Raw genomic sequence first — 17,218 nt, 5'->3', positions numbered from 1 at the left:
GTCAGCCAAAGAGCTTGTTCCATCCCTTCTTGATACCCGATCCGATCGACTTGGTGACATTCGCCACCGGCTTGCGGACCTTGTCGTACGCGGCGACCGCGGTGTCGCCTACGACGCCTCCGACGAGTCCGCCGACATAGGCGCCCGCGGCACCGCAGACCGCGGCGAGCACGACGCCCGGGCTGCAGGCCGCCGCCCCGATCGTGGCGCCCGCGTAGGCGCCGCCGGCCACGGCCGCGCCTCGGATGCCGGCCCGCGCGACCTTCTCGCCGGCGTTGATGTCCTTGCCCTTGTCGTTGTTCCACTGGGTGAGGGCTCCGTCGGCGAACGTCGCCACCACGCCGAACCTGCCGACGAACTTGCCCGCCTTGCCCAGCCGGTTGCCCCATTTGATCCCGCGTGCCTCGACTCGGTTCGCCTTGGCGTCATACCACTTGCTCAGCCCCTTCCAGAGCCATTTGGTCTTCCAGTTGCCGGTGGGGAAGCTGACGGATCTGAGCTTGTAGATCCCTCCCATGATCCGGCCCTGCTCGGCGATATTGGCGCCCCAGGTTGAGAGCATGTCCGAAGGACCGCCCAGACCGTAGGCCAGCCATCCCAAAGCGGTGAACTTGCGGGGGTCGACGCTGCTCATGGTGTTGCTCTTGACGGTCGTTCCGAAGGTGGGCGTGGACCGGTGCGGTGCGCCGCCGCCACCGCCGCCACCGGTGTAGCCGCCCCCACCCCCGCCGCCACCGCCACGGCCCCTGCCGCCGCCCCCGCCTCCGCCGCCGCTGCGACGGGCGGCCAGGGCCATGAGGACGCGCAGCATCGCCAGCAGGATGGCGAGCCAGCTTCCCCAGAACTTGCCGTCGGGGTCGGTGAACGTTACCGGGTTGTTGTTGGCGTAGGCGTAGCCGTTCATCTGCTGCGGGTCGTGGTGGTCGATGATCGGGTCCACGCTGATGAACCGGCCGATCGCCGGGTCGTACTCCCGGGCGCCCAGATGGACGAGCCCGGTCGAGTCGTCCACCGTGCCGCCGACGAAGCCCTTCTCGCCCGGCCATGATCCCGGTGGTGCTCCGCGCAACTGCCCGAAGGGCTTGAACCGGCGCTGGCTGACCGCCTGGGTCACCGCGTTGATCGCCAGTTCGCCGGTGCCGTTCTGGTCGGCGGCCAGGAAGCTCACGCCCTCCGTCGTGCGCACCGCGACGGTGACCGTGTCGTGCGTGTAGTAGCGGGTCGCCTTGACCTTGGTGGTGGCCTTGTCCAGGCGCAGTTCCATGCCGGGCAGGTAGAGGGTGGTGCCGCCGGGGTCGCGGCGGATCAGCCGGTTCCCGTCGGCGTCGTACAGGTAGGAGGTGACCTCGGCCCCCTTGGTGACCTTGCTCAGCCTGCCCTCGGTGTCCCATTCGAGCGTCTGGTCCGCCGCGCCGATCGCCCGCCTGGTGGTGTTGCCCGCCTCGTCGTAGCCGTAGGACTCGACCCGGTCGCCCGCGCCGCCCGTCTGGGTCACCGAGGCGAGCGCGTGCGGATGCGGGCTGCCGGGCCTGGGATAGTCGTAGGCCCGCACGGTGTCCGCCGCGCCGCCGACACCGTGTTCGATCTCCTTGGTCCGGTTGCCGGTCAGGTCGTACTCGAAGGACTGCCAGTACGGCGCGACACCGCCGACGACGGCCTGGCCCGGCGCGGCGGCACAGGAACTCGTGCCCTGGGTCCACGCCTGCGTCAGGCGGCGCAGGTAGTCGTAGGCGAAGCACTGGGTGTCCGTGCCGCCGCGGGAGACGTCGGAGATCGACAGAACGTTGCCGGCGGCGTCATAGCCGTAGGTCGCGTCGCGGTCGACGCCGGGAACGCCCTCGCGGTCCACCCGCGACGCGTGCAGACGCTGCGTGCCGTACTCGTAGGAGTACGTGAGCCAGGCCTTCTTGCCGCCGGTGGACAGCTCGTACTGCTCCGGCTTGCCGGTGAGGCTGTGGATCGAGGCCGTCACGTACGGGCTGAGCCCCGAGGTGGTGGTGGGCCTGCGCAACTCGTCGTAGGAGTAGACGACGGTCTCGGCCGGAATCCCGCCGGAGTCGGGATAGGTGGCGGACTGGATCGTGCCGTCCAGCGCGTACCGCGTGTCGAACACGTAGCCGCCCGCCAGCGCTCCCTCCGATGCGGGCACCGTCACGGTGGTGCGGATCGCCCGGTAGAGGTTGTCGTAGGCGTTCACCGTGGTCGTGTAGGCCTGGCCGTTCGCGTACCGGGTGGAGGTGGAGACCTGCCCCTTGCGGACGGTGTCGTACGTCCAGGCCGCCAGCAGCGGTCCGCTCGGCGAGCCCTCGCGGGTCGAGGTCCTGCGTCCGAGCGCGTCGTAGCCGGTGAAGATCTTCCTGCCCCGGGCGTCGGTCGTGGAGATCGCCCGGTCCAGTTCGTCGTACTCGGTCTTCGTGGTGCCCTTGTCGGGGTCGTCGACCTGGATCTCCCGGCCGCGAAGATCGTAGGTGTGCCGCCAGACGTTGCCGGCGGGGTCCTTGACGGTCTCCACCTGGCCGGCCGGCGTGTAGGTGTAGGTCGTCTTGTCGTAGTCCCCGGTGGGGGAGTCGCCCTTGTACTGCCGCATCTCGACGATCCGGTCGCGGGCGTCGAGCACGGTCGTCACCGGTGTGTCACCGGGCGGCGGGTCGACGGAGACCCGGTCGCCGGAGTAGGTGGTGACGTTGCGCCACTTCTCCTGGAGGTCGCCGTTGCCGACCAGGAACCGTTCGATCGTGACCCGGTTGCGGCCGTCGTATTCGAAGACCTTCTGCGACTCGACGTCGCCTTCGTAGGCGCCGAACAGCGTGGTCGAGGGCGCGGCCGTTGAATAGTACTGGCCGTACTCCCTGGCGACGTTGCCACGTGAGTCGTACAGCTTGTCGGTGATCAGCCTGCCGCCGTTCGGCCCCGGCTCCTGGGTCTGGCGCAGTCGCAGCCGCCCGTCGTAGAGCTCGTACGTCGGGGCGGTCTGGCCGCCCGCCGCGGTCAGCTTCCTGGTGCCGATGGCGACGATCTGTCCGTCCGCCACGTGGTAGGTGAACTCCAGGTTGGGCTTGTGGCCCGAGGACCTGGAGCGGTCGGGCATCCACACCTTGCGCAGCCGGCCGAGCCCGTCGTACTCCAGGTCGGTGCGCTTGCCGTTGGCGTCGATCTTCCCGGTCTCGTGACCGAACGCCGGGTCCTTCTCCTCGACGGTGACGTGGGAGGTGGCGGCGTCGCCGGGGACCGTCGGCGGGCCGGTCGTGGTCTCCTTGGTGTTCAGGCCGCCCGTGTCCGTGTAGACGGTCGTCGTGACGTTGCCGGCGGCGTCCTTGCCGGTCAGGTCGCGGCCGTAGGCGTCGAAGGTGGAGATCACCTTGGGCGAGTAGACCGCCGTGGTGCCGTCGTGGGCGGCGATGCGCTCCACTCTGGTGAGGTCGCCCCTGGTCGGCGCGGCTCCGAAGGCTCCGCCGTCGTAGAAGGTGCGGTCGTCGGCGATGACCTGCTCGGCGCGGTCAGGGGTGGTCTGGCAGTCGACCGCCACCGTCTCCACCCGGGACGGGTACTGCAGCATCCAGGCGGGCTTGTTCTGCGCGTAGGTGGTCCTGGTGCACCGGTCGTCCGACGTGGTGGCCAGGTCGCCCCTGTCGTCCTCCTGGACGGGCAGGCCCGCGGTGGTCTCGTACTCGGTGGCCTTCTCGGTCTCCCGCCACTTCCCGCCGTCCAGCGCCGTCCACGTGTGGCTCTTCGCCACATTGACCATGTTCGCCGTGACCGTTCCCCAGCTTCTGGTGCGGCTGGCCGTCTGCCGGGTCCACGGCGTGTTGACGGTCTTGACGGCCACGGAGCCGCCCACGCCGTCGAACTCGGTCCGCTTCAGCTCGAACCCCTGCAACTCGTCCTTGTCGACGACGCTGCCGCCCTCGCCGTCGGACACGGTGACCTTCCTGGTCCCGCCGTTCGGGCCCAGCCGGTCGCCGTCCATGCCGCGCAGGTATCGCGTCTCGATCTGCGACCGCAGGTCGTTCCAGCCACCGGTCCGCACCCGGACCCGGCCGTAGCCCCGCCACTGCGACCAGGTCTTGTACTTCTCCTTGGTCATGCCGTCGTCATCGTCGTAGTGCCAGGCGGCGCCGTCGAGGTACTCGTACGCGGTGAGCGTGTCCGGCGCGCCGCCGGTCCTGTCGCTCTGCACCACCTGCGTGACGACGTACTTGTGGAACCAGTCGGTGATCGGTTCGGCGTGGCCGGCCGGTGCCCACTTGACCGGGAAACAGCGACGCGTGTTGCTCTCGGGGGCGGGCAGCGAGCCGAGCGCGCAGTCGGGCTCGGAGTAATCGACGTCGATCTGCCCGCCGGACTCGTCGTAGATCGCGCCCACGCGGTATTTGATGAACGGCGGGATGTCGTCGCCGAGCCGGTCCACCCGGTTGGGCAACTGTACGTGATTGAACGTCACCGGCGGCAGCGTGACCGCGGTGGCGGCGGCGCGTCCCGTGTGGCCGATCGACTTGAGCAGCAGTGCCTGGTCGACGTCCGCGTCGCCCCAAAGGTGGTCGAAGGCCCAGTGGTCCACGTCCCGGTAGGCGCCGTCGGCCTTGATGACCTGGGTGGTGACGCCGGTCAGCCGCTTGCGCGACCAGAACGTGGGCGCGAGCGTCCCGTGCGTCGACTTGCACTCGGTCCCGGCCTCGCAGTTCAGGTCGTACGGAACGTCCGGCCATTGCGTCGGATTGTCGCGGATCTTGTTCGGCGCGCAGTCGAAGCCGCCGGTCTTCAGGCAGCGCTCCGAGACGTCGAACAGCACGCGCGCCGGGGCCTTCGCGGTGAACAGGCTGTCGGCGCGCCTGCCGTACTCGATGCGGTCGAGCCAGCCGCCGCGCACGTACGGGGTCTCGTCCTCGGGCTTGAGGTTGCGGCCGTAGTGGTTGGTCTCCTGCTGGTAGAAGTACGAGATCGCGTTGCCGTGCGGATCCACGACGTAGTCGAGGTTCCACTGGTAGGCCTGCCGGCACCAGGAGGTGGCGAAGGTGCCGCCGTGGCACGGCTCACCGGCGTCGTCGCCGAAGACCGGGTGGGTCCAGGCCGACTTCGTCTCCGGGTCGCCGCTGCTCCAGCCCGGCAGCCGGTTGAGGCCGAAGAAGTACTGCACGCCGTCGGGCGTGGTGACCTTCCAGTACTCGCCGTCGTCGTCGCCGTTCGCCTTGCCGGTGTCCTTGACGCGCTCGATGCGGGTGCCGTCGTCGTTTCGCATCCGCCAGGTGCCGTCCGCGGCCTGGATCAGCTCGCCGCCCCGGCCGTTCCAGCTGATCACGGCGTTGTCGTAGGCCCAGCACTGGTCGCCGGGGGAGGTGCCCCACTGGTCCTTGGGGGCGCCGTCGTCGGCGCAGGGCTTGTAGCCGCGCTTGATGTAGCCGGGCCAGTAGTCGAATCCCTCGCCCACCCATGACGGCTGGTTGTTGGTGTTGGAGGTGCGGCCGTCGACGGCTCCGGAGGAGTACCCGATCTCGACCTTGGGCGACAGCTCGCCGGGGACGGGGGGCACCCGCAGCGGGTAGGACCAGGTGAAGTCGCCCGTCTGCTCGGCGACCGTCCAACTGGCGGAGGGCGTCGGCTTCGTCGCCTTGTAGTCGCCCTTGTCGCTCGAGTCGCCGGAGACGGCGGCGAGCACGGTCGGCTCGCCCGCCGTCGCGGCGATGCCCGCTGAAGTCGCCTCGCCCGCCGGCGTCGGCGCCTTCTTCTCGGTCTCGGCCTGCTTGGGTTCGGTCTCGGTCTGCTCGGTCTGCTCGGTCTCCTTGGTTTCGGCCTGCTCGGGTTCGAGCCGGGCGGTGAGCGTCCGGTTCTCGGCGTCGTTGTCCGCGTCGACCGGAGTCTGCGTACGGCAGGCCGGGTCGCCCGGGGTGGTCAGCGCGCACCCGGGCAGTCGCACCAGACGGAGCCGGCTGCCGAAGGAGCCGCCGTAGGCGTCGGCGAAGGACGAGTAGTCGACCTTGACCTCGCCGCGTGCCGGGTTCCGTACCGAGAAGACCAGGCCGTCGACGCCGGCCCGCTCGGCCGCCGTGCGATCGAGGACCCGTACCTCCGCCGCGGAGGTGACCTTCACCCCGCTCAGGGAGGCCCTGGGAGCGGAGGCAGGTTCGCCGCCCGCCGGGTCGGGCTTGCGCGGGGTGACGCGCAGCGGTTCGCCGCGCACCACTCGTTCCTTGCTGTGCACCTGTGGCCGGCCCATGTCGGCCGTCGTCTCGGCGCTGGCGGGCAGGGCCACCAGCGTGTTCGCGGCGACAACGATCGCCGTCGTCGCGGCGATCCAGCCGCTGAGAGGTGGTCTGGACAACGCCTTGATCGGGTCTGGTAACCCGTTCATGTGCAACCTCCGCTACGGCCTCGGCGCGGTCGGCGGCGCGAGGCCGGTTCGAGTTCCGAGTTCTGCGCGGATCGGGGGCTCAGGCCGGGCCACCGATCCGCGTCCGGGTCAGAGGCCGCTGTCGGTGTCCAGTTCGACACCGCCGGCCAGCATCTGGATCTGCTCCTTGCTCGCGATGCCCTGGAAGGCCCACACGTCGTCGATCATTCCGGACCAGTACTCGCCCCATGCGCCGTCCGCCTTGGTGCGGCCGAGCTGGAAGCCCTTTCCGGCGCTGAAGCCGATGACGTTGTAGCGCCAGGACACGTCGTCCTCGGTCTGCTCCAGCTCGCCGTTGACGTAGAGCTGCATCTGGTCCTGGAACGCGTCGTAGACGATCGCCACGTGATCCCAGTCGAAGCCCGACTGGAACGCCGAGTGGTCGGCGGTGGGCCGCGCCGCACCCGCCGCGTCCTTGTCGGGCATCTCGATCTGGTAGCCGCCGGCGTTCGCCGGATCGGCGGAGTCGGGTTGATAGCGGAGGGTGAAGCCGCTGTTGGTCGCGCCCTCCTGACTCAGGATCGCCTGGGCTCTGGCCGGTCGTCCCGCCGTGGTCACCCACCCGGCGACGGTGAAGCTCTCCCCGGTCCGGATGACGGGTGCGGTGGTGGAGGCGTAGTCGCCGGTGCCGTCCAGCACGAGACCGCCGGGCGGCGTACCGACCCAGCCCGCCCCCTGGTCGATCTTGGCGTCGCCGTACAGCATGACGTGCCGTCCGGCCGGGCCGTCGTCGGCGGCGAGGGTCGCGGCAGCCCCGCTCGCCATCGTCGCGATCTCCGAGTCGCTGACGACCTCGGGGAAGATCCTCACGTCGTCGATCTCGCCGGGGAAGAAGGAGCCGAGGCCGCCATACCAGCCCGCGCCGATCTGCACCGGCCCGGTGGCGCTCCACGCCTTCGCGAAGGCGGTGGTCGAGTTGAGCTGCCCGTTCACATAGAGCCTGATGTGCTTGGCGGTCGCGTCGTACACGCCGGTCAGGTGGGTCCACACGCCGCCCTGGGGGACCGCCGTGGACTGTGCTCTGGTGATCGTGCTGCCGGTGGTGTCGGTGTCGTAGCGGTTGAAGATCCACCTGTCGTAGGAGGACGAGTAGTACAGCTCGAAGCCGTTGCGCTGGGCGCCCGCCTGGGTGGCGATGATCGAGGCGTGCGTGGGCTTGGCGGCGGGCAGCCGCGCCCAGGCGGACACCGTGAAGCTCCCGGTGGTGTCGACCACCGGTCCGGTCGTCTTGAGGTGGCCGGTCGTGCCGTCAAGGTGTACGGCGTTGCCGAAGCGTCCGGCCGCGCCGAAGGTGACGCCGCCGACCTTGCCGGCGGGATACGTGCCGTAGGCGTCCTCGGCGCGGCCGGCTCCCGCCGCCTCGTCGAGCTTCCAGGCCGCCTTGGCCGGTCGTACGGCTGCGGCCGAGTCGTTCAGCTTCCACCGGGCGGCCACGACCGGGTGCTGCGTGAACAGGTTGTTGACCTCCTCTGGCGTGACGATGCGGTCGAAGATCCTCACGTCGTCGATCTCGCCGGGGAAGAAGGCGTCGAGCTTGCCGTACCAGCCCGCGCCGATCTGCACGGGCCCGGTGGCGTTCCACGGCGTGGTGAATGCGGCGGTGGCGTTGAGCGTGCCGTTGACGTACAGCTTGATGTCCTTGGCCACGGAGTCGTAGACGCCGACCAGGTGCGTCCACTCGCCGCCCTGTGGCGAGCTCGTCCCGATCGCCCTGGAGAGCGCGCTGCCGGTGGTGTCGGTGTTGTAGCGGTTGAAGATCCACCTGTCGTAGGAGGACGAGTAGTACAGCTCGAAGCCGCTGCGCGCGGCGCCGATCTGGGTCGCGACGATCGAGGCGTGCGTGGGTTTGACGGCGGGGAGACGGGCCCAGGCGGACACCGCGAAGCCGGTGGTGGTCGTGACCACGGGCCCGGCCGTCCTGGCATGGCCGGTTGTGCCGTTGAGCTGCATGGCCGTGCGGTTGATGCCGTCGACCCCGAGCGTCACGCCGCCGACGACGGACGCGGGGAACGCCCCGGACGTCTCGGAGACCTGCGCCGAGTCCTGCGGGTCGTCCAATGGCCACTCCGCCTTGGCCGGGGAGCCCGCCCGCACCCGGAAGACGTACCGGCCGATCTCACTGGAGTTGCCCGCCGCGTCGAAGGCCTTGACGGTCAGGTAGTTGGGCCCCGCGTGGTCGGGCGCGATGTCGATCGTCACGGGACCGCCGGGGGAGCCGGGCTTGCGCTCGTTGGCCGATGTCGGGTTGGAGTTGACGCCGAACCAGTACTTGACGACGTCGGACGACGAGGACTGGGCGGTGAAGCGGCCGTAGCGGCCGACCCCGTCGTACCACGGGTCGTTCTCGTTCTCCGGGTCCGACTGCGGGTAGGCGGTGGAGGACAGCACCGGGGCGGCCGGCACGCTCTTGTCGTAGGTGAAGTAGCAGGCGGTCGCGTCCCCCGCGTAGCTCCAGGGGCTGTACTGGTAGCCGTCCCAGGTGCGGACGTACCAGTTGATCGTCTTCTTCTCCGGGATGGTGGACGGCAGGGTGACCTGGAACGTCGAGCCGGTGGTCTTCGGGCCGATCTTTCCGGAGGTCCACTTCTGCCCGCCGTCCCAGCTTGCGCCGAACTCGGCGTACACCTTCTTGGCGTCCGCCGAGTCGGGGTCGTGCAGGACGGCCGAGATCGTCGGCGGCACCCGTACGGCGGGCGGGGGAGAGTAGACGCACTTGCCGCCGGGGTTCATCGAGAGGTCCGACATCTTCGGCTGAGGCGGCGGGGTGTTGTAGTTGACCCGGAGGTAGGCGTCGTCGGCGAAGCGCTTCCAGGCGGAGGCGCTGCTCTCGGACTCGGCGCGCAGGCCGAAGGTGGTCGTCGACCACTTGCCGGCCGCGGCGTCCTTGACCGCCTTGGTGGCGTTGAACTCGACGTCGCCGGCCGGACAGCTCGACGACCACCCCTTCGCCACGTTGCGGGTGTCGAGGCGCTCCAGCCAGTTGTCCTTCGTGGAGTTCCAGGTCGAGCCCTCCACGAAGCCCTTGGTCCGCCACAGCTCGACCGGGCGGGCGGTGCAGGAGTACGACCAGGTCTCCTTGGCCACGAACTCCGCCGAGATGATGTACTTCCCGGCGTAGGCGCTGGTCGGCATCCGGTAGAAGATGCGCTTGACGTCCGAGGCGGCGCAGTTGGGGTCGCCGGAGCACAGCCCCATGCCGGAGTCGGGCTTGCCCTTGAACTTGTAGTACGACGTGGACGGGTAGGCGCGGGACACGTAGGCCCACGCGGAGGCCTTGACCGTCTTCCACACCGGGTCGATGTAGACGGGGAACCGGGTGTCCGGTCCGGTGAGCATGCCCTGGTCGGGCGTGAGGGTGAGGGCGCCGTCCTGCACCGTCGTGCCCAGGTCGGCCACCTTGGAGGTCTCCGCCGGGCCGGCCGCGAGGAGCGCGGTGCCGTCCGGGCCGGTGGTCGCGTCGGCAGCCGCGGCCCGCTCACCCTTCGTCGCCTCGGGTGTGCCGGAGTCCCACATAATCGCGGAAGGCGCCTCGAAGACGGTGCCGCCGGCGGCCTGGTCGACGGCCTTGACGGTGCCGTCCTCGCCGAGCCGCATGCCCAGCCCGGAGCCCTCGAGCCCGAAGGTGAGCCGGGCCAGCGCGCTGTTCCCCGCCGCCTCCCGGTTCTTCACCACCAGTGTGTGCGAGAACCCGTCGACGTCGGCTCGTACGATCAGGTCCACGTCCTTGAGCACGTCGTGGTAGATCGCCGAGTCGCCCCGCAGTTCGGGTTCCGGCAGCCCGCCCGGCCACCTCAGCGACAACTCGCGCCCGGCCCGGGCCATGCGCGCCAGCGGCACGTCACCGCCGCCGCCGGACAGCGAGAGCCCGACGGTGGCCGCGCGCGGCCCGATCGACCCGTCGGGACGCTTCACCAGGGTGGTGTCCGGCGCCACCCATGAGTCGTTCCGCCTGACTCGGACCGGACGCAGATGCTCGACGGCGGTGAACGAGCCGTCCGGGTTGGCGAACACCTCCCGGTCCTCGCCCCGCCTGGCGAGGATCTCCACCGGCTCGCCGGTCTCGCCGGCACGCCGCTTGGCCGCCTCGTCCGTGACCGCCTTCCGATCGCCGGGCTCGCTCATCGAGGCTCCGCCGGACGCCGTCTCACCTGCCGGTGTGGGGGAAGCGGTCGCCTGTGCCGTGGCCCCGGTCATGACCATCGCGGTGGCCAACACGGTGGTCAGAACCACACAACCCAAACTTCGATCCACCAAGCCCCGCCTTACCCCTGTGACGATGTGGCGCGGGTGATGATCGCGTCACACGTGACCAATGGTGCATATGATCACTGATCATGAGAAATCTTCACAGGAAACTTGTCAAGAGGTATTACTGCGATGCGTGAAACAAGTTTTCGGGCGGACCTGTGGACGGTGACGCGGTGGTCGCGGATCGATCCGGGAGACGTCGCGGATCCGGCGCCGTCGGTGGGAGCCGTACGCTTGGGGCGGGCCGCCCCGTGCCTGGGGGCGAGCCGCCCCCTACCCCTCCCGGAGGCCGCGATCAACCGCCTCGTTCTCTGGAACATCGATCTCACGCTGGTCGACGTCACCCTCGTCACCCGCGACGCCTACGCGGACGCGTTCCGTATGGTCACCGGACGGCCGCTGGTCAAGCTCGCCCCGGCGATGGGCCGCCCCGACTCGGAGATCATCTTTGAGACCCTGGCGGTCAACGGCATCGCCGTCGAGGATCACCACCTGCCGAGGTTCCTCGACGCGTTGACCGTGTCGTTCGCGGACAAACACCGGCGGCTGGCGAAGGAGGGGCGGATGATGCCGGGGGCCAAGGACGCGCTCAAGGCGGTGTCCCGGCTCGACGGAGTCGTCCAGTCGGTGCTGACGGGGACCATCAAGGACAACGCGATGCACAAGCTCGCTGCGTTCGGACTGGACAGGTGGATCGACTTCGAGATCGGCGGTTACGGTGAGGAGGTCTACCCCAAGGCCACGCTGCTCCAGGTGGCCCAGGGCAGGGCGAAGGCCAAGTACGGCTCGGCCTTCACTGCGGCCGAAACCGTGCTGATCGGCGACTCGGCCCGCGACGTCCAGGCGGCGCGGATCGGCGGCGCCGGCATGATCGCGGTGGCGTCCGGCCGATCCACCGTGGCAGAACTACGCGAGGCGGGCGCCGACATCGTGCTGCGTGATCTGTCCAACGCCTCCGAGGTCGTCGCCGCCGTCGCCCGCCTCACCACGAGTTAGGGCGTCACCGGGGAAGCGCGTTGAGGAAGCGCGCCGCGACCGGGGCGGCGACGGCGGCCCCCTCGCCCCCGCCCTCCACGATGACGGCGAAGGCCACGTCTCCCCGATAGCCGATGAACCATGAGTGCGTGGGCGGCTCGGCGCCCGAGCCGTACTCCGCGGTGCCGGTCTTGCCGGCCGTGCCGGAGGGGAAGGAGACGCCGCTCGCCGTTCCCTCGCTGACGACGGCCGGCATCAGCTTGCGCAGTGCGGAGACGACCGCGGGCTCCAGCTTGCGCGGCCGGGCCCCGTCCGGAACGAGTGCGGCCGGGACGAGCCGGGGCTGCCGCCACGTGCCGCTCGCGATCGCGCCGGCGACGGCGGCCATGTTCAGCGGGCTCGCCAGCACCCGGCCCTGCCCGATGGCCGCAGAGGCGAGGTCGGTGTCGTCGCGCGGCACGGGGAACGCCGCGTCGACCGCCGGGATCCCGATCTTGATGCGGGCGCCGAAGCCGAAGTCGGCGGCCACCTTGGTCAGCCGCTCGGCGCCGAGCCGCTGCACCGCCATCGCGCCGAAGGTGGTGTTGCACGAGTGGGCGAAGGCGTCGCGGAAGGGGAGGGCGCCGTAGTCGTGGAACCCCGCGTTGTGGAACCGGAAGCCGCCGATGTTCTGTTCGGCGGGGCACCGTACGTTCTGACCCGGGGTGATGCCGCCCGCGACGAGAGCGGACGCAGTCACGATCTTGAAGGTCGAGCCGGGCGGGTACGTCCCCAGGAGTGCCCGGTTGTATCCGCCGGGTTTGTTCACGGCGGCCAGGATCTCTCCGGTGGAGGGCCGTACGGCGACCAGCGAGGCGGGCTTGGTCACCCCCTCCAGGGCGTCGGCGCCGGCCCGGTGGACCCGCGGGTCGAGCGTGGTCTTCAGCGGCTCGCCCGGTTTGGCTCCGCCGGTCGCGATGGTCTCCACCCGCCTGCCCGTGGCGGTGTCGATCACGTCCACCCGGGCGGAGGCGGTCCCGGTCAGGCGCGAGCCGTACTGCTCGGCCAGCTGCTCGACGATCTGCTGCACCGACCCCGGCGTCTCCGGAGTGTCGATCCGGGTGCCGTCGGCGGCGGTGATCGGGGCCCGCTCGGCCGGCAGCGTGGTGAGCCGGATGCGGCGGCCGGGTGTGAGCCTGGGGTGGATCGCCGCGGGTGACCAGGAGACGCGCCAGGCCCGGTCGTGCTCGACCAGCCGCAACACTCCGTCATAGGAGAAGTCCACCGGGCCGGACAGCTCCGCGCGGAACCGGACGCGCTCCCCCTCGGACCCGTCGGCCTCACCGGTCCCGATCACCCGGAAGCGCCGCGCGGTCGGCTTCAGGTCGTCGTGAAACCGCCGGTACCAGTCTTCGAAGGCGGCCGGCGGGTCCGCGGTGAGCTCGCGCATCGCCGCGTAGTCCGACCGCGACCACGCGGTCAGGAACCGCGCCGCGGTCTCCTCGGGTGAACCCTGGGTGCGCAGCGCCCAGATCACGCCCCCCGCCACGGTGACCGGTACGAGCGCCGCCGCGGTGATCGGCCCCCACCGCCCGCGCCGTCTTTTCCTGGCTTGCTCTCGCATTCGTCCCCCTTTGTTCGAGTGCACCGCCCAGGGGACCAGAGGCGGAGACTTCATGTCCAATATGGATATCTTTCAAGATCAAGAAAGATTCGGATATGATGCCAGCTCGTGGACCTCGTCCGACATCTCGGCTACTTCCTCGCGGTCGCGGAAGACCTGCACTTCGGTCACGCGGCCGCCCGGCTCGGTATGGCCCAGCCGCCGTTGAGCCAGCGGATCAAGCGTCTGGAGCAGGAGCTCGGTGTGCGACTCTTCGAGCGGTCGAGCCGGCACGTCACGCTGACGGACGCCGGACGGCTGCTGCTGCCCGAGGCGCGCGAGATCGTCGCCCGGGTGGAGCGGGTGCGCGACCTGCTGGCGGGCATGGGACGCGGCGACGCGGCGATCGTCCGGGCCGGGGTCCCGGCCGACCTCGGCGCTTCCGTGCTCGCCGCGCTGATCGCGGGTTTCCGGGACCGCCGCCCCGAGGTGCGGCTGTCGCTGATCGAGATGGGCAGTGCCGCGCAGGCGGCCGCGATCCTGGAGGGCCGGCTCGACGTGGGTGTGCTGCGCCATCCCGTGCCGGGTATGGGACCGGGCGCCGGGCTGGGCTTCGGCCCGATCCTCGTGCAGCACCCCGGCGTTCTGCTGGCCGAGGGGGACGAACTGGTCCGGTGGGCCGCCGTTCACCTGGGCGACCTGGCCGGGCGAGATCTCGTGCTGTTCCCCGGCGAGTCCGAGACCGGCCTGCACGACGAGACGCTGGTCGCCTGCCGTCGGCACGGGTTCGTTCCGGTCGAGGTCACCTACGCCCGCAACGGGGAGTTCGCCCTCGGCCTGGTCCTGTCCGGTACGGCCGTCGCGATCGGGCCTCCCCTCGACGCTCCCGGCGTGGTGTGGCGGCCCCTCGTCGGAACACCGCTCGCCTGGCGCTGCTCCACGGCCTGGCGCGGCGAGCCCGGGCCGTACGTCGAAGACTTCACGGCGGTCGCCGTACAGGTGCTGAAGGACGGCGCGGGCATGACGGACGACGACGCTCCGCGCGCGCGGCGGGTGGCCCCGCGCCCGGCGACGGGATTCCTCGCATGAGGCCGATCGAGCAGGTGTTCCGCTCGGCGGGCGTCACCGGGTGGCTGCACGCGACCGACATCGACACCGGGCACGAGGTGGGTCTCGGTGCGGACGAGCCGGTCGTCCTCGCCTCGGTCTTCAAGGTGCCGCTGCTGATCGAGCTCTACCGTCAGGCCGAGCGGGGGACGCTCGACCTGACCGAGGCGGTCCGTGTTCCGGCGAGCAGCAGGACCTCGGCCGGCGGGACCGGGCTGACGGCGATGCTCGACGACGCCGAGCTGTCCCTGCGCGATCTCGCCTACCTGATGATCGCGGTGAGCGACAACGCGGCGGCCGACGTGCTGCTCGCCCGGGTGGGCCGCGACTCGGTCAACGCCTTCCTGGCCGGCCTCGGGCTGAACGGCACGCGGGTGGCGCACGACTGCCGGGAGATGTTCGCCCACATGCTGGCCGACGCGGGCGTCGACGACATGTCGGCGCTCAGCGAGGCGTGCGCCGACCCCGCCGTGGTCGCCCGCCTGCGCGTCCTCGTCCCCGCGCTCACCAGCCACGGCACCCCGAGGGAGCTGACCCGGCTGCTCGGCATGATCTGGCGTGACGAGGCGGCCGCCCCCGCCTCGTGCGCGGCCGTACGCCGGTTGATGGGCCTGCAGGTGTGGCCGCACCGGCTGGCGGCGGGCTTCCCGTTCGACGACGTGGCGGTCAGCGGTAAGACGGGCACCCTGCCGACGCTGCGCAACGAGATCGGTGTCGTCGAGTATCCGGACGGCGGCCGATACGCCGTGGCCGTCTTCACCTGCTCGTTCAGCACGGCCCAGAACCAGCCGAAGGCGGACGCCGCGATCGGTTCTGCCGCGCGGATCGCGATCGATCACCTCAGAGCCCGCATGTGACGGACTCCTCATCTTCGGGGGCGATGGTGACATACGCCGGTCTGGTCGCGAAGATGGGCTCATGGTTGAGGAAGGCACCCTGCTCTGGGAACCCACTCCGGAGATCGTCCGTAATGCACGGATCACCCGGTTCATGGAGTGGCTCGGACGTTCCGGCGATTACCAGGACATGTGGCAGTGGTCGGTCGAGTCTCCGGCCGAGTTCTGGACGTCGATCTGGGACTACTTCGCAGTGATCGGCGATCGTGGTGACGGGCCCGTCATCAGCGGAACGATGCCGGGTGCCGAATGGTTCACCGGGACGGCGATCAATTACGCCGCCAATGCGCTGCGTGGCGACGATCCCGACCGCCTTGCCGTGATATTTCGCGACGAAGAGGGCAACCGGCGGACCTACACGCTGGGCGAACTCCGCGACGAGGTGGGCCAGGTCCGCGCCGGGCTGGTGCGGCTCGGCGTCGGGCGCGGCGACCGGGTCGCGGCGTACGTCGGCAACGTTCCCGAGGCGCTCGTCGCCTTCCTGGCCACGGCCTCCCTCGGGGCCATCTGGTCGTCGTGCTCCCCGGACTTCGGCGCGCCGAGCGTGACCGACCGTTTCACCCAGATCGAGCCGAAGGTGCTGATCGCGGTGGACGGCTACCGCTACGGCGGCAGGTCGTACGACCGGTCGGAGGTGGCGCGTGAGATCGCCGCCAAGCTGCCCACGCTCAAGGCCACCGTGTGGATCGCCGCGGCGGACGCCGTACCGGCCGGCGCGAACGACCTGGGATGGGACGAGCTGCGGGCCGAGGCCGCCGAGCCGGAGTTCGAACCGGTTCCTTTCGATCACCCGCTGTGGGTGCTGTACTCCTCGGGCACGACGGGCCTGCCCAAGCCCATCGTCCACGGTCACGGCGGGATCGTGCTGGAGCACCTCAAGTCGCTCTCCTTCCACCAGGACCTCGGCGCGGGGGATGTGTTCTTCTGGTACACCACCACCGGCTGGATGATGTGGAACTACCTCATCGGTGGCCTGCTGGTGGGCTGCACGGTCGTGCTCTACGACGGCAGCGCGACGCACCCCGAGACCGGCGCGCTGTGGCGGGTCGCGGCCGAGGAGGGCGTGACCTACTTCGGCACCGGCGCGCCGTACCTGGTGGCCTCGATGAAGGCGGGCCTCAAACCGTCCGGGCTGGAGCGGCTGCGCGGCATCGGGTCGACCGGCTCGCCGCTGCCGCCCGAGGGCTTCGCCTGGGTCTACACCGATGTGAAGCCCGAGGTGCAGCTCGGCTCGTTCTCCGGCGGCACCGACGTGTGCACCGGTTTCGTGGGGGCGGTGCCGCTGCTGCCGATCCGGGCTGGCGTGATCCCGTGCCGCTGCCTGGGCGCCTCGGTCGAGTCGTTCGACCCGGCCGGCGGCGCGGTGATCGGCGAGGTGGGGGAGCTGGTGATCACCCGGCCGATGCCCTCGATGCCGGTGATGTTCTGGAACGACCCGGCGGGCGACCGCTATCGGGAGTCGTACTTCGCGGACTATCCCGGCATCTGGCGGCACGGCGACTGGATCAAGATCCTTCCGGATGGCGGCTGCGTCATCTACGGCCGCTCCGACTCGACCCTCAACCGCGGCGGCGTCCGGATGGGCACCAGCGAGTTCTACCGGATCGTCGAGCGCTTCGAGGAGATCGCCGACAGCCTGGTGATCGACACCGGCCGGTTGGGCCAGGAGGGCAGGCTGCTGCTGTACGTCACGCTCGCCGACGGCGCGACGCTCACCGACGAGCTCATCTCACGGCTGCGTGCCGCGCTGCGCGCCGAGCTGTCGCCGCGGCACGTGCCCAACGAGATCCGCGTGGTCCCCGGCATTCCACGCACGCTGTCGGGCAAGAAGCTGGAGGTTCCGGTACGGAAGATCCTCCTGGGCACCCCCGTCGAGCAGGCCGCCAACCCCGACTCCATGGCCAACCCCGAGGTGCTCCGCCACTTCGTCCCCGAGAGGTGACCCTCACCGCTCACCGAGCCGCCGCCCACGACCCGCACATCCTCCTGGTCGATCTCCCCACGTTGTACGGCTGAGCCGAGCGA

Annotated in this window: 7 protein-coding genes; 4 read left to right on the top strand and 3 right to left on the bottom strand. The window is 70.3% G+C overall.

Features of this window, described 5'->3' with window-relative positions; all coding sequences use genetic code 11:
* Position 1: 1 nt before the first annotated feature.
* A complete protein-coding gene (locus tag AP234_RS37760; protein ID WP_055477988.1) occupies positions 2-6,346 on the bottom strand; it encodes an RHS repeat-associated core domain-containing protein in 6,345 nt (2,114 codons plus the stop codon).
* 108 nt (positions 6,347-6,454) lie between these two features.
* Entirely contained in the window at positions 6,455-10,615 is a 4,161-nt protein-coding gene (locus AP234_RS03375; RefSeq protein WP_083501720.1) for a LamG-like jellyroll fold domain-containing protein, read from the bottom strand.
* A 147-nt stretch (positions 10,616-10,762) separates the two neighbouring features.
* Between AP234_RS03375 and AP234_RS03370 the strand changes: the two genes are divergently transcribed.
* Entirely contained in the window at positions 10,763-11,629 is an 867-nt protein-coding gene (locus tag AP234_RS03370; RefSeq protein ID WP_083501719.1) for a haloacid dehalogenase-like hydrolase, read from the top strand.
* Between the two features lie 4 nt (positions 11,630-11,633).
* Here AP234_RS03370 and AP234_RS03365 read toward each other — a convergent pair whose 3' ends face one another.
* Positions 11,634-13,211 (bottom strand): penicillin-binding transpeptidase domain-containing protein, encoded by a 1,578-nt coding sequence (locus AP234_RS03365; RefSeq protein ID WP_055477987.1) that lies wholly within the window; start codon positions 13,209-13,211, stop codon positions 11,634-11,636.
* Between the two features lie 108 nt (positions 13,212-13,319).
* On the opposite strand from AP234_RS03365, the gene AP234_RS03360 reads away from it, so the two are divergent.
* The 3 genes from AP234_RS03360 to AP234_RS03350 all read left to right on the top strand — a co-directional run bounded on the left by AP234_RS03360 (position 13,320) and on the right by AP234_RS03350 (position 17,135).
* The gene (locus tag AP234_RS03360) at positions 13,320-14,279 is read left to right on the top strand and encodes a LysR substrate-binding domain-containing protein (protein ID WP_055477986.1); all 960 of its coding nucleotides are present in this window, start codon (positions 13,320-13,322) and stop codon (positions 14,277-14,279) included.
* Positions 14,276-15,154 carry a serine hydrolase gene (locus AP234_RS03355; RefSeq protein ID WP_055477985.1) on the top strand — a complete coding sequence of 293 codons (879 nt, stop codon included), beginning with the start codon at positions 14,276-14,278 and terminating at the stop codon, positions 15,152-15,154. Before AP234_RS03360 ends, AP234_RS03355 begins: the two co-directional genes overlap by 4 nt.
* 61 nt (positions 15,155-15,215) lie before the next feature.
* Positions 15,216-17,135: an acetoacetate--CoA ligase gene (locus tag AP234_RS03350; protein ID WP_055477984.1), complete on the top strand. Its 1,920-nt coding sequence runs from the start codon at positions 15,216-15,218 to the stop codon at positions 17,133-17,135.
* Positions 17,136-17,218 lie beyond the last annotated feature (83 nt).

Origin of the sequence: Sphaerimonospora mesophila (assembly GCF_001417795.1) — a bacterium.
Lineage (GTDB): Bacteria > Actinomycetota > Actinomycetes > Streptosporangiales > Streptosporangiaceae > Sphaerimonospora > Sphaerimonospora mesophila.
This window is presented reverse-complemented; position numbering and strand designations above follow the sequence as displayed.